Origin of the sequence: Isoptericola sp. NPDC056573, assembly GCF_042793335.1 — a bacterium.
Taxonomy (GTDB): Bacteria; Actinomycetota; Actinomycetes; order Actinomycetales; family Cellulomonadaceae; genus Isoptericola.
Genome location: NZ_JBHTUY010000001.1, coordinates 66471 through 88621, shown reverse-complemented (window position 1 = coordinate 88621; position 22151 = coordinate 66471). Strand labels below are relative to the sequence as shown.

Genomic DNA, 22151 nt, shown 5'->3' with positions numbered 1-22151 from the left:
GCCCTCACCGGACGGCCGCGAACGGCACGCCGCTGGACTCCAGGCCGAAGCCGTCGGGCACCTGGCCCGGGTCGTCGTCGAGCTCGACGATCCGGTTCTCCGGGTCGACGAAGACGACCGCCGGCGAGTACGTGCGCGCGTCGGCGTCGGACAGCATCCCGTAGGCGATGACGATGACGGTGTCCCCGGGGTGCACCAGGTGCGCGGCCGCGCCGTTGATGCTCACCTGGCGTCCGCCGCGCTCGCCCGGGATGACGTAGGTCGTGAGGCGGGCGCCGTTGGTGACGTCCACCACGTCGACCTGCTGGCCCGGGTAGAGGTCGGCCGCGTCGAGGAGGTCGGCGTCGATGGTGATCGAGCCGACGTAGTGCAGGTCCGCCTGCGTCACCGTGGCGCGATGGATCTTGCCGATCATCATCGGCCGCTGCAGGGAGGCGGGGCGGTTCGCGTGCTCAGTCACTGGCGTTCTCCTGGGGGGTCCTCACCGGTAGCGGGGCCGCTGGCAGGGCTGCCGGCGAGGTCCACGGCCTGGTTGTCGATCAGTCGGGTGGCGCCCGTACGCGCCGCCACGAGGAGGAGGGCGGGGCCGCGGAAGTCCGCGGGCACCGGGTCCACGGTAGTCGGGTCGACGAGTGCGAGGTAATCCACCTCAACGCCCGCCGCCCCGTCCAGGATTCCCGAGGCCGCCTCGACGACCGCCTCCGGCCCGTCGCCGGCCGCGTCCGCGCCCGCCCGCAGCGCGCGCGACAGGGCCAGCGCCGAGGCGCGCTCGTCGTCCGACAGGTAGGCGTTGCGCGACGACAGCGCGAGCCCGTCGGCGTCGCGCACGATCGGCACGCCGAGCACCTCGACGTCCACGTCCAGGTCGCGCACCATGCGGCGCACGGCCAGCAGCTGCTGGGCGTCCTTCTCCCCGAACAGGGCGACGTCGGGGCGCGTCAGGTGCATGAGCTTGAGCACCACGGTGAGCACGCCGTCGAGGTGGCCGGGGCGCGACTCGCCCTCCAGCACCTCGCCGATCCGGCCCGCCGACACCCGCACGATGGGGTCGCCGTCGGGGTAGACGACGTCGGGCGTGGGCGCGAAGACGACGTCCGCGCCGACGCTCGCCAGCTTCGCGACGTCCCCGTCCAGGTCGCGCGGGTAGCGATCGAGGTCCTCCCCCGCCCCGAACTGGAGCGGGTTGACGAAGATCGTCACGATCACCTGGCCGGTGGGGCCGGCGGCCTCGCGGGCCTCGCGCACCAGCTGGAGGTGTCCCTCGTGCAGCGCCCCCATCGTCATGACGACGGCGCGGCGGTCCGTCGGTTCCGGCCCGGACAGCGTCCACGCCCCGAGCGTGTCGTGCAGGTCCGCCCGGGAGCTCACGACGGAGGGCGTGTGCGGGGTGGTGGTCATCGGGGCTCCTGCGGGTCGTCGGGATGGGACGCGGGCGGCGGCGCGAGGGCGTCGAGCAGCTCGCGGGCCGCACGGTCGTCGATGCGGTGGGCCGCGAGCGCGCGGCTCGTGGCACCGCGCGACAGCTCGGTGTACGACGCCGGCACGTCGGTGGCGCCGGTCCCGGCCGCCAGCGCCCGCAGGGCGTCGAGGTGCGTGCGCACCGTGCCGACGTCGCCGCGCGACACCGGACCGGTGAGGGCCGTGATCGCCCCCGGGCCGTCGGACACGTCCGCGGCGCGCGTCGCGCCGTCGAGCGCGGCGGACAGGAGCGGCGCGAGCGCCCGGCCCGGCTGCTCGACGCCGGCCGCCGCGAGCGCCTGGGCGGCCTGCGCCACCAGCACCACGAGGTGGTTCGCGCCGTGCGCGAGGGCCGCGTGGTAGAGCCCGCGGGCCTCCTCCGCGACGATCACCGGCTCCCCGCCGACCTCGACGACGAGCGCCTGCCCGATGGGTTGCACGGCCGCGGGCGCCGTGACGGCGAACGTGCAGCCCTCCAGCCGGTGCAGGTCGAGCGAGGTGCCCGTGAACGTCATCGCCGGGTGCAGCGCCACCGGGATGGCGCCGGCCTTCCGCGCCGGGTCGAGCACGGCCACGCCGTACCGGCCCGACGTGTGGACGACGAGCTGCCCGGGCTGCCACGCACCGAGCGCCGCCAGACCGCTCACGACCTCCGCGAGCGCGTCGTCGGGCACCGCGAGCAGCACCATCTCGGCGCGCTCCACGACGTCGGTCACCTCGAGGTGCGGCACGCCCGGCAGGAGCGTCGCGATCCGTTCCCGCGACTCCTCGCTGACGCCGCTCGCGCCGACCACCGTGTGGCCCGCCGCGCGCAGCGCGCTGCCCAGCACGGCGCCCACTCGGCCGGCACCGACGACGCCGACGCCGAGGCGGCCGGGCCGCGCGGACGGCGGTGACGGTGGTGCGGAGTCCGGGCGGTCGTCGTCGGGCGCGCTCACCTTTGTCCCTCCGTCTGCCCCTCCGTCTGCCCCTGCATCTGCCCCTGCATCTGCCCCTCCATCCAGCGCTCCGGCCCCGCGTGGGCGCGGGCGGCACGGGCGCGGGACGACTGCTCGCCGAGCAGCCGCGCCGCCTCGTCCTCGGCGAGGTGGTGGACGGCCGGGCTGATCGGGCCGGGCGTCGAGTGCAGCACGAACGACGCGAGACCGCGCCGCCGCTGCCAGGGTCCCTGCTCGATGCCGAGGGACTGGGTGCGCTCGTGCGGCACGACCTCGAGCGAGCGCACGAAGCGGCCCCCGCGCGCCAGCAGGGCGCGCCCCGTGACGGCGTAGCCGTTGCGGCGCCAGCTCCACGGGTCGAGCAGGCGGGCGCTCCGGGGGCTGGTGACGAACCAGCGGTCCGTGCGGGCGTCGCCGGTGAGGGCCTCGTCGAGCAGCGCCAGCGTGTCGTCGGGGTTCTCGACCTCGAGGTCGGGCAGCACGAGCCAGAGCGCCGTGAGCGCCTCCTCGCGGGGACCGACCGGCAGCAGCACGTGCTGCTGCTCGCCCTGCTGCTGCCCCTCGCCGCCGCCGTAGCCGGCCACGTTGACCTTGACGCGCCACCAGTCCGGCCCGCGCCACAGCGGGCCCTGCGTGAGCGACACCGCCTGCACGCGGCCCGGCGGGATCGTCTGCGCACGCGTCTCCAGCAGGCCGTGGCGCAGCCGGATGCCGTCCGGCGACAGCGCGGCCCGGAAGCCGAACTCGCCCGCGAACCGCTGGAAGATGTAGCCGCCGACGCCGAGGATCGCGGGCAGCGCGGAGAACAGGATGCTCACCTCGCGGGTGACGGCGACCGCCACCCCGACGCCGATCAGCACCAGGACGCCGATCCACACGCCCGGCATCCGCAGCAGCGACAGCAGCAGGCGCGTGGCCGGGACCTCGTACACCTGGCGCTCCGGCGCCTCGGGGGCGACGTCGTCCGGCCCGCCGCCCGACGGGTGGCCCGCCCCGGTGGGCCCGGCGTCGGCCAGGTCCGCGGGCGCCGCCGGGTCGCCGGACGCCGGGCCCGCCCCGGAGGGCTGCGCGCCCGGCACGTCGTCGCGGCGGGCGGCCTTCACCCCCGCCGCACGGGCGAGCAGGTCCGCGCGCAGACGCTGCGCGTCCGCCTCCTTGAGGAAGCCGATGGCCACGCCCGAGTCGGAGCCGCCCGCCACCTCCAGCCGCAGCTCCGCCAGCCCGAACAGCCGCGCGAGCAGCGGCTGGCGCACGTCGATCGCCTGGAGCCGGTCGAGGCGGGCGTGCCGCTGCTGGCGGAACAGGATGCCCTTGCGCAGCCGCACGGCGTCGTCGTCCACCGCGTACGCCGTCATGCGCCACGCCAGCGCCGCGTAGCCGAAGATGATCGCGACGAGCAGCACCAGCCCGAGGATCAGCGCCCACCAGAGGCTGCGGATCGAGTCGACCGCCTCGATCGCGTTCGAGACGTCGTCGAGCACCTGCTGGCCGCCGATGACGAGGATCGCCACCACCGCCGCCCAGCCCCGCACGAACGGCGTGACCGGGTGCACGCGGCGCCACTCCTGCTCCTGCCGGGCCGGCTCGGCGGTCGGCGCGCGGGTCGGCTCGCTCACAGGCCCGCCAGCCTGGCCTCGCCCCGCGCGGTGAGGCGGTCGCGCAGGCGCTCCGCCTCGTCGGGCACGAGGCCGGGGATGTCCGCGTCGGTGCTGGCCGACGCGGTGTGCAGCTGCACCTTCGCGATGCCGAGCTTGCGGTCCAGCGGGCCCGCCTCCACGTCCACGTACTGCATGCGCCCGTAGGGCACGACGACGAGGGTGCGGAACATGATGCCCTTGCGGATCAGCAGGTCGTCGTCGCGCTCCGCGTACCCGATCGCGCGGACCTGGCGCGGCACGAGCAGCACGGCCCACACCAGCAGCGCGGCCGGCACCCCGGCGAGCAGCCAGAACCACGGCGAGACGAGCAGGGCGAGCACCGCGCCCGCGACGATCGGCACGGCGAGGGTCACGGACGTCGAGATCAGGCGCGCCGGGACGAGCCGTGGCGACACGCGCTGCCACGTGACGCCCGGCGGGTCGAAGGGACCGGTCTGCCGCGTGGTCGACGGGTCCGCGCCCGCGGGGATGCTGGTCATGGGGTCCATCCTTCCATCCGCGCCACGGCCGGCCACATCGTCCGACCGGCCCTACCGCGCCGTCCCGCGTCCGACCTCCGGACGAGGCCCGGCCGTCACGGACGCCGACGGCGGGAGTCGGTCACGACGGCAGGGGGTCCGCGTGCTCCTCGGCGTCCCCGCCGTCGGAGTCGTCGGACGGCGGCAGCTGGCAGAACTTCTCCACGACCAGCCCCACCACGCACAGCACCACCGCGCACGCCGCGGCGATGCCGGCGGCGACAGCCTGGTCGCGGCGCGCCTCGATCTGCAGCTGCCCCAGCACGACGAGCACGCTCGCGACGTACCGCCCGGCGAGCAGCGCGCCGGTCAGCGCCCCCGCCTTGGCCAGCACGAACGTGCGGGCCGCGCGCAGCGGGTCGAGGTCCGGGCGGTCGCCCTTCTGGTACGCCCGCACCGCCCAGCCCATCCAGAAGATGACGCCCGCCAGCGCGAGCATCGCGACGTCCTCCACCCACGCGACCGTGGGCAGGTAGACGCCGCGCGACTCGAGCAGCCGGAGCAGCCCTGCGCCGCCGACCGCCACTGCGGCGGCGACGGCGGCGAGGAGGCGGACGGAGGTGCGGCGCATCTCAGCGGCCGTCCTCCCCGAACCGCTCCTGCGGGCCGTCGTGACCGGGCCGCTGGCCGGGGTACGCCTCCGGCAGCGGTGCGAACGGGTCCGGGAAGGCGGGCAGGTCGGTGGCGGGCGCGGGGGCCGGGGGCACCGGCTCGTGCCGCGGGACCGGCGGGGCGAACGACGACGCGGCGGGCGGCGCCGTCGGCCCGGACGGCCGCGCCGACGGGTCGGCGGGCGCAGGGAACGGGCTCGCCGGGGCCGGGGGCACCGGGGCGTGCGGAGGCTCCGGGGCATCGTCGCGGGGCTCCGCCGGGGTCGGCGCGGGCGACCCGACGGGCGCGAAGGGGCGCGGCACGATCGGCTGGTCGGGGTCGGGCCCGAACGGGTCGGGCACGACGGCGCGCGCGTCCGGCGCGGGCGGGTCCTCGCGGCGGGGCTCCGGCGCGGCCGGCGGCTCGACGACCGGGGGCTCGACGACGGGCGGCTCGGCCGCCGGGGGCACCGGCTGGTACGGCTCCGGGGCGTACTGCTCCGGGGCGTACTGCTCCGGGGCGTACTGCTCCGGCGCGTACGGCTCCGAGGTGTACTGCTCCGGCGCGTACTGCTCCACGACCGGGCTGCCGCCCGACGACGGCTCGACGGGCTGCGCGGGCGCGGCGTGCGGCGGCTCGGGCGCGTACGTCTCCGGGGTGTAGGCCTCCGGGGTGTAGGCCTCCGGGGTGTACGCCTCCGGGGTGTACGCCTCACCGGCGTAGGCCTCCGGCGCGTACGACGTCGGGGCGTCGTCGGCGGGCTGGTCGACGGGCTGGTCGACGGGCTGGTCGGCAGGCACCGCCGGTGCGGACTGCGGCACCGGGGTGGACGGCGCCGCGTCGGCGGCGACCGCCGAGACCTGGCCCGTGCTCTGGGTCGGCCCGGTCAGCCAGTCGAGCGCGAGCCAGCGGATGCCGGCCCGGTCGGGGGCGGTCACCGCGAGCTGGCCGACGGGGCCGCCGCCGGGCCCGCCGAGCAGCGCGTCCGGCGCGACCTCGGCCCACGGCACGAGCACGAAGGCCCGCTCCTTCGCGCGCGGGTGCGGCAGCTCGAGGTCGGGGGCGGTCACGACGAGCGAGCCGTACTGCACGATGTCGACATCGAGGGTGCGCGGCCCCCAGCGCTCCTCGCGGACGCGACCGTGCTGGGCCTCCACCTGCTGCGTGCTGCGCAGCAGGTCGCGCGGCGAGAGCGTGGTGCGCACGACGAGCACCGCGTTGAGGTAGTCCGGCTGCTCCGGCCCACCCACGGCGGCGGTGCGGGCGAGCGGCGAGACCTCCATCACCTGCACGCCGGGCAGGCGGTCCACGTCCGTCACGGCCTGGCGCAGCGTGACCTGCGCGTCCCCGAGGTTCGCCCCGAGCGCCAGCACGGCGTCGACCGGCTCGGCAGGGGTGGCGTCCAGTGGGTCCGCCGGCGGCGGCGCGGGCGCCTCGGCGGGCGCAGCGGGCTCGACCGGCAGCGCTGCGGCGACGGGGGCCGGCGGGACGGGCGCGTGCACCTCGGCGGGCTCGACCGGCGGCGCCGCGGCGACGGGCGGGACGGGCGCGCCGGCCGGCTCGGCCTCCAGGCCCGCGTCGACCACGGGCGGCCGCGCGCGGTCGCGGCGCACGACGATCGCGACGTCGTCGAACGGGACCGGGATCGGCGCCTGCGGCTTGTGCACGCGCACGTCGACGGCCTGCACGGCCTCGTGGTTCAGCACCACAGCGGCGATCCGCTCGGCGACGGTCTCCACGAGGTCGGCCGGGGAGCCCGCGAGGACGTCGTGCACGTCCTGGGCGACGTCCGCGTAGCTCACGGTCCGCCCGAGGTCGTCCGACGACGCGGCGGCGCGGGTGTCCAGGTGCAGCACGACGTCGGCGCTGAAGACCTGGCCGTCGGCGCGCTCGTGCGCGAGCACCCCGTGGTGCCCCGTCGCCGTGACGCCGGCGAGGCGGATCTGGTCGAGCGGCTGTCCGTCCGGTCCCGGTACGGCTGCGGCGAACGTCACGAGGTGCCCTCCTCATCAGCGGCGGTTCCTGCTCCGCCCACGGCGTGGGTGGGGTGTGCCGGTGCGGTCATCCCGGCATCTTTCACGTCGCGGGATGCCGACGTCCAGGCGTCCGCGACCCGGACGGCGTCGGCGCTGGCGCGCACGGCGTGCACGCGCACCGCCCACGCGCCGGCGGCGGCGGACAGCGCGGAGATCGCGGCGGTGGCGTCGTCGCGCTCGAGCGGCGGCGCGGGCTCGTCGTCGGGCAGGCCGCGCGTGCCCTCGAGCAGATGCCCCAGGAAGCGCTTGCGCGACGCGCCCACGAGCACCGGCCGGCCGAGGGAGCTCAGGGCGTCCAGGTGCGCGAGGATCGGCCAGTTCAGCACCCCGGCCTTCGAGAAACCGAGGCCCGGGTCGAGCACGAGCTGCTCCGGGTCCACGCCCACCGCGACCAGCCCGTCCATGCGGGCGGCGAGCTCGTCGCGCACCTCCGCGACGACGTCGTCGTACACCTCGAGGCTGTCCATGACGTCCGCGTGGCCGCGCCAGTGCATCGCGACGTACGCCACGCCCGTCTCCGCCACGACGTGCCCCATGCGCGGGTCCGCGTAGCTGCCCGAGACGTCGTTGACGATCCGGGCGCCCGCCGCGACCGCCGCCTCGGCCACGGACGCCCGCGTCGTGTCCACCGAGACGACGGCGCCCTGCGCCGCGAGCCGCTCGATGACGGGGACCACGCGGCGCAGCTCCTCCGCCTCGTCCACCCGGGCGGAGCCCGGCCGGGTGGACTCGCCGCCCACGTCCAGGATCTCCGCGCCCTCCGCCAGCAGGTCGAGGCCGTGCTGCACGCCGGCGTCGGCGTCGAACCACCGGCCACCGTCGGAGAACGAGTCGGGCGTGATGTTCACGACGCCCATGACCAGGCACCGGCCCACGCCGGACAGCTCCGGCAGCCCGGCGACCACCGCGTCGCGCGGGTGCGCCGTCATGCCCGGGTCACCGTCCCGTGATGAGGCTCATGGCCTCGGCCCGCGTGGTCGCGTTCTGCATGATGCCGCGCACCGCCGACGTGACGGTCCGCGAGCCCGGCTTGCGCACCCCCCGCATCGACATGCACAGGTGCTCGCACTCCACCACCACGAGCACGCCGCGCGGCTCGAGGATGCGCACCATCGCGTCCGCGACCTGCGTCGTCAGCCGCTCCTGCACCTGCGGGCGCCGGGCGAACACCTCGACGAGCCGCGCCAGCTTCGACAGGCCCGTGATCCGACCGTCCGTGTTCGGGATGTATCCGACGTGCGCGACGCCGTGGAAGGGCACCAGGTGGTGCTCGCAGGTCGAGTACACCTCGATGTCGCGCACCAGCACCATCTCCTCGTGCCCGAGGTCGAAGGTGGTGGTCAGCACGTCCTCGGGCTCCTGGCGCAGCCCCGCGAAGATCTCGCGGTAGGCGCGGGCCACGCGGGCCGGCGTGTCCCTGAGGCCCTCGCGGTCCGGGTCCTCGCCGACCGCGAGCAGCAGCTCGCGGACGGCGGCCTCGGCACGGTCGGAGTCGTACGGCGGCACGTCGACGGCAGCCCGCATGCCCAGGTCCGTCACCGGGTCGGTCACCGGTTGTCCCCCGCCGCCGGCGGCTCGCTGTCGGTGCCGACGCCCGGGCCGGCCTCCTGCAGGTCGCTCTCGTTGCCCACGATGGCGGCCTCGTCCTGCGGCACGACCTGCCCGTTGCCGTTGGACGTGGCGCGCTCGGCGTCCGTCATGATCGGGCCGCGCGTGTGCACGGTGCGCTGCTCGCTGGACAACCACACGTCGCGCGGCTCGCGCTTGACGACGGGGGCGAAGACCTCGGCGAGCTCCGCCTGGTTGAGCGTCTCCTTCTCCAGCAGGCGCAGCACGAGGTCGTCGAGCACGTCGCGGTACTGGGTGAGCACCTGCCACGCCTCGTCGTGCGCGGCCTCCACGAGCTTGCGCACCTCGTGGTCCACCGTGCCGGCGACGGCCTCGGAGTAGTCGCGCTGGTGGCCCATGTCACGGCCCAGGAACGGTTCCCCGGACCCGCTGCCGAGCTTGATGGCGCCGACCTTCTCGCTCATGCCGTACTCGGTGACCATCTTGCGCGCGGTCGCCGTCGCCTTCTCGATGTCGTTGCTCGCGCCCGTGGTCGGGTCGTGGAAGACGATCTCCTCGGCCACGCGGCCACCCATCGCGTACGCGAGCTGGTCGAGCAGCTCGTTGCGGGTGGTGGAGTACTTGTCCTCCATCGGCATCACCATCGTGTAGCCGAGGGCCCGACCGCGCGGCAGGATCGTCACCTTGGTGACGGGGTCCGTGTACCGCATCGCCGCCGCGACCAGGGCGTGACCGCCCTCGTGGTACGCGGTGATCTTCTGCTCCTTGACCTTCATCACGCGGGTGCGCTTCTGCGGGCCGGCGATGACGCGGTCGATCGCCTCGTCCAGCGCGCGGTCGTCGATGAGCTGCGCGCCGCTGCGGGCGGTGAGCAGCGCGGCCTCGTTGAGGACGTTCGCCAGGTCCGCACCCGTGAAGCCGGGCGTGCGGCGCGCGACGACGGCCAGGTCGATGCTCTCGACCATCGGCTTGCCCTGGGCGTGCACCTTGAGGATGTGCTCGCGGCCCTTGAGGTCCGGGGCCTCGACGGCCACCTGGCGGTCGAAGCGGCCCGGGCGCAGCAGGGCCGGGTCGAGGATGTCGGGCCGGTTGGTGGCGGCGATGAGGATGACGTTCGTCTTGACGTCGAAGCCGTCCATCTCGACGAGCATCTGGTTCAGGGTCTGCTCGCGCTCGTCGTGCCCGCCGCCCATGCCGGCGCCACGGTGGCGGCCGACCGCGTCGATCTCGTCGACGAAGATGATCGCGGGCGAGTTGTTCTTCGCCTGCTCGAACAGGTCGCGCACGCGGGAGGCGCCGACGCCGACGAACATCTCGACGAAGTCCGAGCCGGAGATCGAGTAGAACGGCACCCCCGCCTCGCCGGCGACGGCGCGCGCGAGGAGGGTCTTGCCGGTTCCCGGCGGGCCGTACAGCAGCACGCCCTTGGGGATCTTGGCGCCCACGGCCTGGAACTTCGCCGGGTCCTCGAGGAACTCCTTGATCTCGTGGAGCTCCTCGACGGCCTCGTCCACGCCCGCGACGTCGGCGAACGTCACCTGCGGCATGTCCTTGCTGATGAGCTTGGCCTTGGACTTGCCGAAGCCCATGACGCCGTTGCGCCCGCCGCCCTGCGCCCTCGACAGGATGAACCAGAACACGAGGCCGATGAGCAGGAACGGGATGAGGAACCCGAGGATCGAGCTCCAGAAGCTGGGCTGCGGGTTCTCGGAGTCGAAGCCCTTCGGCGGGTCCGCCTTCTCGACGGCCGTCGCGACGGTGTCGCCCTGTGGCTCGACGTAGAAGAACTCGACCTTCGTGCCGTGGTCCTGCTCGCTCTCGGTGCCCGCGCCGGTGACGTACTTCTCGCTCAGGTCCAGCTCGACGCGCTGCTCCCCGTCCACGACGAGGGCATGGTCGACCGTGTCGCCGGCGAGCAGCTCGAGCCCCTGGGAGGTCTCGATCCGCGACACCCGCTCGGTGTTGAACGCGCTGAAGGCCAGCGAGACGAGCAGCAGGCCGACCACGATCCAGATGATCGGGCCGCTCAGGATCTTCTTGATGTTCATCGGCGACGGGGACGGCTCCCCGCTTCCCTTCCGTCGGGCAACGTGTGGTTCACGACGCTACACGCCGAGTGTGGACGAACCGTGGGTGTTCGCCCAGGGCGCGACGGCGTCTCGTCGGCGGGGAGAGTCAGCTGTAGACGTGCGGCGCGAGCGTGCCGACGAACGGCAGGTTGCGGTACTTCTCGGCGTAGTCGAGGCCGTAGCCGACGACGAACTCGTTCGGGATGTCGAAACCGACGTAGCGCACGTCGACGTCCACCTTCGCGGCGTCGGGCTTGCGGAGCATGGTGGCGATCTCCACCGACGCCGGACCGCGGGAGCGCAGGTTAGCGACGAGCCAGGAGAGCGTGAGCCCCGAGTCGATGACGTCCTCGACGATGAGCACGTTGCGGCCGGTGAGGTCGGCGTCGAGGTCCTTGAGGATGCGCACGACGCCGGACGACTTGGTGCCCGACCCGTACGAGGACACGGCCATCCAGTCCATCTGCACCGGGTGGTGCAGGCGGCGCGCGAGGTCCGCCATGACCATGACGGCGCCCTTGAGGACGCCGACGAGCAGCAGGTCCTGGCCCGCGTAGTCCGCGTCGATCCGTGCGGCGATCTCGTCGAGCTTGCTGACGATCTGCTCCTCGGTGAGCAGGATGTTGGCGAGGTCGCCTTCGACGTCCGACTGGTCCACGGTCACTCCTCGAGGGGCGGGGTTGGGGCTGGGGGGTGCGCCGCCCCGGCGGGGTGCGGCTCGGCGGGGCGCAGGTAGAGCCTGCCACACGCGCGGAGCGCTCGGGCGTCGCCCGGCAGATGGACGGTTCCCTGCCCACGCCACGAGACGACGAGCGCGTCGAGGGCGTCCACGTGGCGCGCCGTCGTCGCGCCCGGCGGGCAGCCGACCGCCAGCGCCGCCGACCGCAGGGCACGACGCCGCAGCGCGGCGTGCGCCTCCGCGAGGGGACCGACGTCGAGCACCATCTCTGACGCAGCAGGTGGCACGGTCGCGGCGGAGAGCAGGTCGGCCGCCAGGGCGTCGAGCGCGTCGGCGTCGGCGCGCAGCTGGTCGGCGGTGCGCGCGAGGGACTCGACGACGCCCGGGCCGAGCGCGTCCTCCAGCACGGGCACGACGGCGGCCCGCACCCGCGTGCGGGCGGGCGCGTCGGCACCGGCTACGCCGTCCACGCCGTCGACGCCGTCCACGGGCAGCAGGTTCGTCGGGTCCGTCCAGAAGTCCACGCCGACGGCGGCGCACACCGCCTCGGTCTGCGCGCGGCGCAGGCCGAGGAACGGCCGGCGGTAGCGGCCGCGGCGGCGGGGCATCCCCGCCAGCGACCGCGCCCCGCTCCCCCGCGCCAGCCCGAGCAGCACGGACTCCGCCTGGTCGTCCTGCGTGTGGCCGAGCAGGACGGCGACGGCCCCCGCCTCCCGAGCCACGTCGTCGAGCGCGGCGTACCGGGCGGAGCGGGCGGCACCCTCCGGCCCCGTCGACCCGGGACCGGCGTCGACCCGGACGCTCCGCACGAGCACGGGGTCGAGGCCGAGCCCGCGGGCCCGCGCGGCGGCCGTGGCCGCCACGGCGGCCGAGCCCGGCTGCATCCCGTGGTCCACGACGACCGCCCCGACCCGCACCGCGAACCCCGGCGAGCGCACCGAGCGGCCCACGCGGGGCGCCTCGAGCGCGGCCGCGGCGGCGAGCGCGAGGCTGTCCGCGCCGCCCGAGCAGGCGACGAGCACCAGGTCGCCCGGTGTCAGCCGCCCGCTCCGTGCGAGGTCGCCCAGCTCGGCCCGCACGGCGGCGCGGGCCGCCGCGAGCGCCGGGTCGACGCGGGCCATGTCGTCGTCCGCCCGCCCTCAGCCGTGCACGCGGCGCACCCAGGCGCGCGGGTCGGCGATCTCGCGGGCGGAGGGCAGGTGCGCGGGCTCCGACCAGACGGCGTTGAGCCCGTCGCGGCCGACCCGCTCCTCGACGGCGCGCACGAACGCGGCGCCGTCGCGGTACTGCGCGAGCTTGGCGTCCATGCCGAGCACGCGCCGCAGCACGACGTCCAGCGCGGGCGCCCCCTCGCCGTCGCGCCGCTTCTCGAACCGGGCGCGGATGGTGCGCACGGAGCGCACGACGCGCGGCCCGACGGCGTCCATCATCACGTCGGCGTGCCCCTCGAGCAGGGCCATGACGGCGGTGATCTCCTCGAGCTCGCGGCGCTGCTCGGGCCCGAGGATCCCGTCGAGCGGCGTGACGAGCTCCCCGCGCACCGCGCGCAGCACGGTGCGTCCGACGACGGCGGCCTTCTCCCGCAGCGGGGCGCGCGCCATCGCGACCGAGCTGCGGGTGACGCCGCTCATCAGTTCGCCGACGCGCCCGACCAGGTGGTCGGCGAGCCACGGCGCGGCGGCGAACTGGAGGGCGTGGGTCTGCTCGTGCAGGCACACCCACAGCCGGAAGTCGCGCGGGCGCAGCCCGAGCGCGCGCTCGACCTGCAGCACGTTCGGGGCCACCAGCAGCAGCCGGCCTCCCCCGGGCGCGTGGCCGGCGCCGTACGGGTCGAACTGCCCGAGCACGCGGCCCGACAGCAGTGCGAGCAGGCCGCCGACCTCCGCCGCCCCGGCCAGCCTCGCGGCCGCCGACGTGGGCGGCATGTCCACCGCGACCGCCGCCATCACGGGGTCCGTCATGGCCCGCATCGACTGCGCGTTGGCGCGGGTCCAGCCCGCCCGGTCCACCACGTGCACGTCCCCGAGCACCCCGGCCGCCCGAGCCGTCAGGGGCGTCATGCGCGTGACCTCCAGCACGTGCCCGACGGCGTCCCCGGCCGCGGTGCGCAGACCGGCGACGAGCGCGTCCAGGTCGTCGCGGGGGGCCGTGGCGCCGGGGCGCGCGAGCCGCGCGGCGATCTGCGCCGCCGCCGTCCAGTCCAGCAGGGGCTCGGCGGCGGGGGCTGGCGTGGTCACGGGACCACGGTAACCATCGCCCGGCCTGCCGAGTGCGTCTACCGGCAGCCGCAGTCGGCGAGGTCGCCGGCGAAGTGGTCGAAGATGACCCGCGCGCCGTAGGAGCCGCCCGCGGGCACCCGGTCGGCGAGCGTGACGAACACGAGCATGCGGTCGTCGGCCGTGACGACGGTGCCGGCCAGGCCGGTGACCTTCGGCAGGCTCCCCGTCTTGCCGTTGACGTACCCGCGGCCCGGGTTCGACTTCGGGTACCGGTCGTGCAGGGTGCCGTTCAGCCCCGCGACGGCGAGGCCGTCGGCGACGTCGCGCAGCTCCGGGTGGTCGGGGTCGACGGCGAGGGTCAGGGTCGCGGCGAGCTGGCGCGGCGTCGCCCTCGAGCCGCGGCCGAGCCCGGACAGGTCCACGAGCGTCGCGCCATCCATGTCGACGCCGAGCTCCTCGACCTGCGCCGTCACGGCGCGGATCGCCGCGGTGCCGGTGCCGGGCTCGCCGGCGTCGATCGCGACGATCCGCCCCATGACCTCCGTGATCGTGTTGTCCGACCGGCGCAGCAGGTCGCCGACGACGTCGCGCAGCGGCGCCGACTCCACCCGGCCGACCTCGCGCGCCGACGACGACGCCTCCTCGCGGGAGACCTCGCCCCGCACGGTCACACCCCGCTTCTCCAGCGCCTTCGCGAACGTGCGGGCGGCCGCCAGCGCAGGGTCCTTCTGGCGCGGCGCGTACTCCTCGTCCGTGGTGCGCGCGACGTCGACGGCGAGCGCGGCGACCGGGGCGGTGTACCCGTCCTCGACGTCCGCGGCGGGCACGTCGGGCGGCACGGCCGGACCCGAGAACAGGCTGTCGTCGACGCCGAGGGTCACCGTGTCCTCACCCGCGTCCCGGACCTCCGCGGCCACCTGGTCCGCGAGGTCGCCGAGGCCCGCGCGCCCGTTCACCGCCTCGGGGTGGCCGGCGCCGGCGGCGAGCATCATGTCGCCGCCGCCCACCAGCACGAGGTGCGTCGCGTCGTCGAGCACCACCGTCGTCGGGAGGGTCGTGTCGCCGCCGGGACCGGCGAGCGTGGCCACGGCCGTGAAGAGCTTCTGCGTGGAGGCGGGGATCATCGCCCGGTCCGGTCCGGCCGCACCGAGCGTCTCGCCGGACGCCGCGTCGACGACGAGCGCGCCGACCCGCTTGCCCAGGCGGTCGTCCTCGGTCAGCCCGGTGACGAGCTTGCCGACGGCGGACGTCGCGGGCTCCGGCGCATCGGCCGGCAGGTCGGGCAGCGAACGCTCGGGCGTGGGACCCGTGGTGGCGCCGGGCGCCGTCGGGAAGGGGGCCGCCGGTGCGGGCGGCGGCGCGGTGGTGAGCATGCCGGGGACGACGTCGAGGGCGTCCGCCACGAGATAGCCGCCGAAGAGCACGACCACTGTCGTCACGGTGGCGCCGACGCTGGCCCGCCACCCCATGTCGTCCTCCCGCGCGCGTGAGCCGTCCGTGAGCTGTCCGTGAGCATCGTCACAACCCGGATCCCGTGGCGCGCTCCGTGCGTATCTTCCCACGTCCGTCCGCGGTTCGACGCCGCCGCACCGCACCCGGCGGGCGCGCGCGCCCATGGCACACTTTGACAGGGCGTCCGCACCGAGCATGCCCGCAGCGAGCATGTCCGAAGCATCTCCCCGAGCACGTCCCGAGCATGGAGGAACAGTGGAGTTCGACGTCACGATCGAGATCCCGAAGGGCCAGCGGAACAAGTACGAGGTCGACCACGAGACCGGTCGCATCCGCCTCGACCGCATGCTCTTCACCTCGACCCGCTACCCGGACGACTACGGGTTCATCGAGGGCACCCTCGGCGAGGACGGCGACCCGCTGGACGCGCTCGTGCTGCTGGAGGAGCCCACGTTCCCCGGCTGCCTGATCCGCTGCCGCGCGCTCGGCATGTTCCGCATGCGCGACGAGGCCGGCGGCGACGACAAGGTGCTCTGCGTGCCCCTCGGTGACCAGCGCGCCGCCTGGCGCCAGGACATCGACGACGTCTCCGACTTCCACCGCCTGGAGATCCAGCACTTCTTCGAGGTCTACAAGGACCTCGAGCCCGGCAAGTCCGTCGAGGGCGCCCACTGGGTGGGCCGTGCCGACGCCGAGGCCGAGATCGAGCGCTCGTTCCAGCGCGCCAAGGACACCGGCTACTACGACGGCCACTGAGCCGGAGCCCCGCACGACGACGGCGCCGCACCCCCGCCGGGGTGCGGCGCCGTCGTCGTCCCCCGGACCGCGCGGGGGACGTCTACCGTGAACCCATGCGTGCAGCCGTCATCCACGGGCCCCGCGACGTCCGCGTCGAGGACCGCCCGGACCCGAAGATCCTCACTCCCGGCGACGCGGTGGTCCGCGTCGTCGCCGCCTGCGTGTGCGGCTCCGACCTGTGGCCCTACCGCGGCGTCACGACCGTGAAGAGGCCGCGACCCATCGGTCACGAGCTGGTGGGCGTGGTCGAGGAGCTGGGCTCCGACGTCACGTCGGCGCAGGTCGGCGACTTCGTGGTCCTGCCGTTCACCATGAGCTGCGGCGAGTGCCAGTCCTGCCGGGCCGGCTTCCCGGCGGCCTGCGACGTCGTCACCGGGTTCGGCTCCACCGACCGCTGGGGGAACCCGGTCGACGGCGCCCAGGGCGAGCGCGTGCGCATCCCGCTCGCGCAGCACTCCCTGTTCCCCGTGGGGCGACCGGAGGCCGAGCTCGAGGCCGCGGGTCTCGTGCCGCACCTGCTCACCCTCGCCGACGTGATGTCGACCGGGTACCACGCGGCGTTCTCCGCGGGCGTCTCCGCGGGCGACACCGTCGTCGTGGTCGGCGACGGCGCCGTCGGGCTCTCCGGCGTGATCGGCGCCCGCCTCCTGGGCGCGGAGCGGGTGATCGCGATGAGCCGCCACGACGACCGGGCGGCCCTCGCCCGCGAGTTCGGCGCCACGGACGTCGTCGCCGAGCGCGGCGAGGAGGGCCTCGCCGCCGTGCGCGACCTGCTCGGCGGGGACCTCGCCGACGCCGCGCTCGAGTGCGTCGGCACCAAGCAGTCGATGGACACCGCGCTCGACGTCGTGCGCGGCGGCGGCCGGGTCGGCTTCGTCGGCGTCCCCAACGGCGGCCCGGAGCTGAGCGTGCGGCGCCTGTTCGACCGCAACGTCACCATCGGCGGCGGCATGGCGTCCGCGCGCCGCTACATGGAGACGCTGCTCCCCGAGGTCCTGTCCGGCGCGATCGTGCCCGGCAAGGTCTTCGACCTGGAGCTGCCGCTCGCCGACGTCGCCGAGGCGTACGCCGCGATGGACGAGCGCCGCGCCACCAAGGTGCTGGTCCGGCCGTAGCCCGCCGCGCCGTCGAGGGTCAACGCCAGACGGTCGTGACCGTCCGCGACGCCCCCGCCACGAGGTCGGGGTCGCGGGAGGTGTACGTGACCCGCACGTACATCTTTCCCCGCTCGGGGCCGTGGAACCGGACCAGCGCCGCGGAGGGCACCTTGGTCCGCTTCACGCCGTGGTGCGAGGAGCGCAGCGGCCCGCTGCCCGGGATCCAGCACTCCGACCACGGCCGTCCGGGCTGGCGGGTCTGCAGGCACAGGGCCCCGGTCTCCGCGAGGCCCGGGACGGAGACGCGAACCGTCGCGTGCACGGCCCCGCCGAGCGGCCGACCCGCGCGGAACCGCGTCCGGTCCATCGTCAGGCGGACGGTCGCGGGCGCCTTCCGGACCTGCTGGGTCCACGACCGCTTCGACGGGGCGTCGGTGGCGACGGCCGGCACGAACGTCGCGGTGAGGCTCCGACGCCCCGGCTCCACCTTCGTCGCCCCGACGGCGAGGGTGCCCCGGCCGTCGACGACCCGCGCGGACGCGACCTTGGTCCTGCCCGCCCACAGCTCGACCCGGCCGTCCGGGTCGGCGCCGGCGGCCGCGACGCGCACCGTCACCTTCCGGGACTTCGCGTAGGTCCAGGAGTCGCCCGTCGACGTGGTGACCTGTGTCGCCCGGCGGGGCAGGACGGTCACGGAGCGGGTGTGCACGGACCCGGCGAAGCTAAAGGGCGCCTGGTCGTCGCTCTGCGTGTAGCGCACGGTGAGCGTGCGCGTCCCCGTCGGGATCCTGTCCACGGCCACCTTCACCGCCGCGCGGCCGTCCGTGAGCGTCGCGCGCGCGACCTGCACGGCCGTGCCGCTCCGGGTGTACTCCACCGCCACCGTGCCCTGCGGCTTCCCTCCGTCGGGGGAGCTCACGCGGACAGGGACGGTCACCACCGCACCCTGTCGCACCGTGCCCGGCAGCGTGGCCTCGAGGGTCGTGGTCCTGGTGCGGACGTCCACAGGGAGCGCCCAGGTCGAGAGCAGCCTGCCGGTGTCGGACCGCTGATAGAGCCAGATCATCGAGCCTGGCTGCACCGCCCTCCCGCCGAGCGGGAGGTCGGCCGCCCCGTCCACGATCGGGGCGCTCTCCAGGCCGCCGAACGTCTCGATCGTCCCGGACCAGGCATCGGACGGCCCCGGCAGCGCGACGTGAAGCGTCGTGCGGTCGCCGTAGAACCACGAGGCCGGCGTCAGCATCGTGCCGGGGTCGAGCACCTCGACCTCGACCGAGGCGGACGAGAAGCAGCTGCAGGAACCTGGCTCCCCGTAGTCGGGGGCGTCGTAGTCCATGTGCCGCACCTCGACGACGTGGCGCCCCGGCGGCACGAGGCCCGACACGAAGTAGAGCGTCCCCGTGCCTGTCGGCGGCCGGACGGTGGGGGCCTGGAACCGCCCGTCGACGAACACCGCCAGCGGAGCGTTCGCCAGGGGGACGCCGTCGTGGGTCACCGTCGCCTCGAGCGGCACCCGTTGGCCCTGCCACCACTGCGCGCTCGCGACGGTGACCGTCATCTCGCTGCCCCCGGGGTCGGCGGTCGCGGGCGGCACAAGACCCCCTGCGACCAGGCCGAACGCCGCCAGCACCGTCATGAGGACCGACCCGGCCCGGCCGCGCTTCCCGCTCACGCACGCTCCCGCTCTCTGAGGACTGGCTGGACGATAGCGGCGGTCGTCCTGGGGGGAAACGGGTGACAGCGGGTGAAATCTGCGGAGCGACGGTCACGCCGGAACGCCGTGACCGCGGTGCTACGGGCGGCCGGCGTACGGCATGACCTCGTCCCAGCGGACGGGGGTCTCGCGGACGTCGATGCCGGGGCGCGGGGCCTCGACCATCATCCCGCCGCCGGCGTAGACCGCCACGTGCCGGATGGTCGACGGGTCGGACGTGTCGTTGGCGTAGAAGATGAGGTCGCCCGGGCGCATGCGGTCGTAGGAGACCTTGCCGACGGTGAGGTACTGCGACCGCGACGTGCGCGTGATCCACACGCCCGCGGCGTTCCACGCCCCCGAGGTCAGCCCCGAGCAGTCGTAGCCCGGGTCGCCGTCGCCGCCCCACTGGTACGGCGTCCCGATCTTCGAGCGTGCCCACGCGAGCGCCTCGCGGCCCTGCGCGGCGCTGCCCTGGCCGACGCCGCTGACCGGCGGCGGGTCGGGCTTCGGGTCGGGCCGCGGCGCCGGGTCCGGGTCCGGGGCGGGCTCGCGGGTGCGCGTCGGCTGCGGGGCGGGCTCGGCCTGCCGCTCGTCGTCGGCCCGCGCACCGTCGTCCGTGCCGCCCGACCGCGGTCGCTCGGGCTCCGGGTCGGCCTGCGCGTCGGGGGCGGCCGCCCGGTCCGCGGTCGTCTCGGACGTGCCCGACGAACCGCCCGAGGACGCGGCGTCCTCGGCCCGTTCCCGCGCGGCGGCCTCGCTCGCGGCGGCGGCCCGCTCCTGCCGGTCGGCCTCGCGCTGCCGCTCGAGCTCGACGCTGGTGCTGCGCAGGTCGGCGAGGCGCGCGAACAGGCGGTCGCGCTCGTCCTCGGCGGCGGCGGTGCGGGCGGTGAGGTCGGCGGCCGTGCGCCGCGCGGTGGCGAAGGCCGCCTCGGCCGCGGCGCTCGCGTCCTGCTGCGCGGCGCGGGCGGCCTGCCAGCGGGCGTCCGCGTTGCGCGCGGCGGACCGCACGTCCGCCTGCAGAGCCAGCGCGCCCGCGACCTTCCGGTCCACCGCGCGCTGCGCGGCCTCGCCCGACACCACGTCGCCGACGTCGCGCGCCCCGGCGACGACGTCGAGCGGGCCCAGGCCGTTCTCGTTCGCGCGCGCCGTGGTGCGGTACGCCTCGGCGAGCGTGCCCCGGGCGGCGTCCTCGGCCCGCTGGGCGCGGTCGACCCGCTCGCGCGCCTGGGCGGTCTCGCGCTTCGCGTCGGCGAGCGCCTCGCGGGCCTCCGCGTAGTCCTCGGCGGCGGTCTGGACGGCGGCCTCGGCACGCCCGAGCTCGGCCCGGATCGCGTCCAGCCGCGACTGCGCCCCGGCGACGTCGAGCGCGGCGGCGTCCGCCGCGGCGTGCGCGGCCGCGACGTCGTCGTCGGACGGCGGCTCCGCCCACGCGACGCCCCCGGTGACGACGGGCGCTCCGCCGAGGAGCGCAACGGCGACCCACGAGGTGACCCTGGCGGCACGACGGGTGCGCGGCATGTCCTGCTCCTCCCTCGGGACGCGCTGACCGGCGGATGTTCTCCGGGCAACCTCGCCCAGACTCGCCCCGGGCGACCGGGACCGCCACCCGAGGGAACGGTCGGGACGCGCCTGGCAAGGCGACACGCCGTCCATATTCTGGTCCCGAATAGCGAGACACGGGTGTCGCGCGCTACGCCGCCGGGCTACGGTCGTCCGCATGACCCGCCGAATGTGCCGCTGACCACCGCGCACGTTCGCCTGCCTGCGGCCGCTCGTCGACCCAGCCATCCGCTCCGCGTGCGCAGCCGACCGCCGCGGCCCGCCCCAGACGCGCAGGCCTCCTGGTTCCCGCCGCGGCCCGATCACCGCCGACCGAGCCCGAACAGCGCCCGACCCGAGCCACCCAGGAGCACGTCATGACCTCCAGCTGGACCTTCGAGACCCGCCAGATCCACGCCGGCCAGACCCCCGACCCCGTCACCGGGGCCCGCGCGCTGCCGATCTACCAGACCACGTCGTTCGAGTTCCCCAGCGCCGACGTCGCCGCCGACCGCTTCGCGCTCGCCGACCTCGGCCCCATCTACACCCGCATCGGCAACCCCACGCAGGAGGCCGTCGAGGCGCGCGTCGCCGACCTCGAGGGCGGCGTCGGCGCGCTGCTCGTCGCGTCCGGGCAGGCCGCCGAGACGCTCGCGATCCTCAACGTCGCGCAGGCCGGCGACCACCTCGTCGCCAGCCCGAGCCTGTACGGCGGCACCTACAACCTGCTGCGCCACACGCTGCCGAAGCTGGGCATCGAGACCACGTTCGTCGACGACCCGCACGACCCCGAGTCGTGGCGCGCGGCGGCCCGGCCGACCACCAAGGCGTTCTTCGCCGAGACGATCCCCAACCCCCGGGCGGACGTGCTGGACATCGCCGCCGTCTCGACCGTCGCCCACGAGGTGGGCGTGCCGCTCATCGTGGACAACACGATCGCCACCCCGTACCTGGTGCGCCCGATCGAGCACGGCGCCGACGTCGTCGTGCACTCGGCCACGAAGTACCTCGGCGGCCACGGCGCGGCCATCGGCGGCGTCATCGTCGACGGCGGCACCTTCGACTACGCCGCGCAGCCCGAGCGCTTCCCCGGCTTCAACCAGCCCGACGAGAGCTACCACGGCCTCGTCTACGCCCGCGACCTCGGCGTGGGATCCGCGCTCGGCGCCAACCTCGCCTTCGTGCTCAAGGCGCGCGTCCAGCTGCTGCGCGACCTCGGCCCCGCCGTGGCCCCGTTCAACGCCTTCCTGCTCGCCCAGGGCCTCGAGACCCTGTCGCTGCGGGTGGAGCGGCACGTGTCCAACGCGCAGCACGTGGCCGAGTGGCTCGAGGAGCGCGCCGACGTGCGCCTCGTGCACTACGCCGGGCTGCCGTCGTCGCCGTGGCACGACAACGCGCGACGGTACGCCCCGAAGGGCGCCGGCGCGGTCGTGGCGTTCGAGCTCGACGTCGCCGACCCGGAGCTGGCCGACGCCGCCGGCCGCGCCTTCGTCTCGGCGCTGCAGCTGCACTCGCACGTGGCGAACATCGGCGACGTGCGCTCGCTGGTCATCCACCCCGCGTCGACCACCCACTCGCAGCTCACCCCGGAGGCGCAGGCGCAGTCCGGCGTGACGCCGGCCCTGGTGCGGCTCGCCGTCGGCCTCGAGGGGGTCCAGGACATCCTCGCCGACCTCGAGCTCGGCTTCGCCGCGGCGGCGGACGTCGTCACGGGCGCGACCGACGGCGCGACGTCCGACGACGAGGCCGCCGCGTGACGGCGGTGCCCGGCCCGTCGGCGCGGTGCGGCGGCGGCGTCGCCGCCACCGTGCCGTCGGTGGGCGGGCGCCGCTCC

General features: G+C 75.5%; 19 protein-coding genes. 3 read left to right on the top strand and 16 right to left on the bottom strand.

What is annotated here, in order from left to right; all coding sequences use genetic code 11:
* Positions 1–4: 4 nt before the first annotated feature.
* The 14 genes from panD to dacB form a co-directional block, all read right to left on the bottom strand.
* Positions 5–418, bottom strand: a complete 414-nt coding sequence (gene panD, locus ACFQ8E_RS00425; RefSeq protein ID WP_429766833.1) for an aspartate 1-decarboxylase — start codon at positions 416–418, stop codon at positions 5–7.
* Between the two features lie 38 nt (positions 419–456).
* Positions 457–1398, bottom strand: a complete 942-nt coding sequence (gene panC, locus ACFQ8E_RS00420) for a pantoate--beta-alanine ligase (RefSeq protein ID WP_430548592.1) — start codon at positions 1396–1398, stop codon at positions 457–459.
* Positions 1395–2396 (bottom strand): Rossmann-like and DUF2520 domain-containing protein, encoded by a 1002-nt coding sequence (locus tag ACFQ8E_RS00415; RefSeq protein ID WP_430548591.1) that lies wholly within the window; start codon positions 2394–2396, stop codon positions 1395–1397. The genes panC and ACFQ8E_RS00415 overlap by 4 nt, the downstream gene beginning before the upstream one ends.
* Positions 2393–4012 (bottom strand): PH domain-containing protein, encoded by a 1620-nt coding sequence (locus ACFQ8E_RS00410; protein WP_430548590.1) that lies wholly within the window; start codon positions 4010–4012, stop codon positions 2393–2395. Before ACFQ8E_RS00410 ends, ACFQ8E_RS00415 begins: the two co-directional genes overlap by 4 nt.
* Positions 4009–4533, bottom strand: coding sequence for a PH domain-containing protein (locus tag ACFQ8E_RS00405; protein ID WP_430548589.1), 525 nt, complete (start codon positions 4531–4533; stop codon positions 4009–4011). The genes ACFQ8E_RS00410 and ACFQ8E_RS00405 overlap by 4 nt, the downstream gene beginning before the upstream one ends.
* Before the next feature lie 121 nt (positions 4534–4654).
* Entirely contained in the window at positions 4655–5143 is a 489-nt protein-coding gene (locus ACFQ8E_RS00400; RefSeq protein WP_430548588.1) for a DUF3180 domain-containing protein, read from the bottom strand.
* A gap of 1 nt (position 5144) precedes the next feature.
* The gene (folK, locus tag ACFQ8E_RS00395) at positions 5145–7157 is read right to left on the bottom strand and encodes a 2-amino-4-hydroxy-6-hydroxymethyldihydropteridine diphosphokinase (protein ID WP_430548587.1); all 2013 of its coding nucleotides are present in this window, start codon (positions 7155–7157) and stop codon (positions 5145–5147) included.
* Positions 7154–8128, bottom strand: coding sequence for a dihydropteroate synthase (folP, locus tag ACFQ8E_RS00390; RefSeq protein WP_430548586.1), 975 nt, complete (start codon positions 8126–8128; stop codon positions 7154–7156). The genes folK and folP overlap by 4 nt, the downstream gene beginning before the upstream one ends.
* Positions 8129–8135: 7 nt before the next feature.
* Positions 8136–8723 carry a GTP cyclohydrolase I FolE gene (gene folE / locus ACFQ8E_RS00385; protein ID WP_430549025.1) on the bottom strand — a complete coding sequence of 196 codons (588 nt, stop codon included), beginning with the start codon at positions 8721–8723 and terminating at the stop codon, positions 8136–8138.
* Between the two features lie 23 nt (positions 8724–8746).
* Positions 8747–10816, bottom strand: a complete 2070-nt coding sequence (ftsH, locus tag ACFQ8E_RS00380) for an ATP-dependent zinc metalloprotease FtsH (RefSeq protein ID WP_430548585.1) — start codon at positions 10814–10816, stop codon at positions 8747–8749.
* Positions 10817–10943: 127 nt separating this feature from the next.
* Complete coding sequence (hpt, locus tag ACFQ8E_RS00375; RefSeq protein ID WP_430548584.1) at positions 10944–11495, bottom strand: hypoxanthine phosphoribosyltransferase; 552 nt, start codon at positions 11493–11495, stop codon at positions 10944–10946.
* A gap of 2 nt (positions 11496–11497) precedes the next feature.
* Positions 11498–12637: a tRNA lysidine(34) synthetase TilS gene (gene tilS, locus ACFQ8E_RS00370; RefSeq protein ID WP_430548583.1), complete on the bottom strand. Its 1140-nt coding sequence runs from the start codon at positions 12635–12637 to the stop codon at positions 11498–11500.
* Positions 12638–12655: 18 nt separating this feature from the next.
* Positions 12656–13753 (bottom strand): zinc-dependent metalloprotease, encoded by a 1098-nt coding sequence (locus ACFQ8E_RS00365; RefSeq protein WP_430548582.1) that lies wholly within the window; start codon positions 13751–13753, stop codon positions 12656–12658.
* Positions 13754–13791: 38 nt separating this feature from the next.
* On the bottom strand, positions 13792–15174 hold the full coding sequence (gene dacB / locus ACFQ8E_RS00360) for a D-alanyl-D-alanine carboxypeptidase/D-alanyl-D-alanine-endopeptidase (protein ID WP_430548581.1): 1383 nt from the start codon (positions 15172–15174) through the stop codon (positions 13792–13794).
* Between the two features lie 268 nt (positions 15175–15442).
* Here dacB and ACFQ8E_RS00355 point away from each other — a divergent pair, with 268 nt between their 5' ends.
* Together ACFQ8E_RS00355 and ACFQ8E_RS00350 are read left to right on the top strand one after the other, a co-directional pair.
* Entirely contained in the window at positions 15443–15943 is a 501-nt protein-coding gene (locus tag ACFQ8E_RS00355) for an inorganic diphosphatase (RefSeq protein ID WP_416344998.1), read from the top strand.
* Between the two features lie 95 nt (positions 15944–16038).
* Positions 16039–17100, top strand: coding sequence for a zinc-binding dehydrogenase (locus ACFQ8E_RS00350; RefSeq protein ID WP_430548580.1), 1062 nt, complete (start codon positions 16039–16041; stop codon positions 17098–17100).
* A 19-nt stretch (positions 17101–17119) separates the two neighbouring features.
* Here ACFQ8E_RS00350 and ACFQ8E_RS00345 read toward each other — a convergent pair whose 3' ends face one another.
* Together ACFQ8E_RS00345 and ACFQ8E_RS00340 are read right to left on the bottom strand one after the other, a co-directional pair.
* Complete coding sequence (locus ACFQ8E_RS00345; protein WP_430548579.1) at positions 17120–18754, bottom strand: hypothetical protein; 1635 nt, start codon at positions 18752–18754, stop codon at positions 17120–17122.
* 120 nt (positions 18755–18874) lie between these two features.
* The gene (locus ACFQ8E_RS00340) at positions 18875–20296 is read right to left on the bottom strand and encodes an NlpC/P60 family protein (protein WP_430548578.1); all 1422 of its coding nucleotides are present in this window, start codon (positions 20294–20296) and stop codon (positions 18875–18877) included.
* A 323-nt stretch (positions 20297–20619) separates the two neighbouring features.
* Between ACFQ8E_RS00340 and ACFQ8E_RS00335 the strand changes: the two genes are divergently transcribed.
* The gene (locus ACFQ8E_RS00335) at positions 20620–22074 is read left to right on the top strand and encodes a bifunctional o-acetylhomoserine/o-acetylserine sulfhydrylase (protein WP_430549024.1); all 1455 of its coding nucleotides are present in this window, start codon (positions 20620–20622) and stop codon (positions 22072–22074) included.
* The last annotated feature ends 77 nt before the right edge of the window (positions 22075–22151 follow it).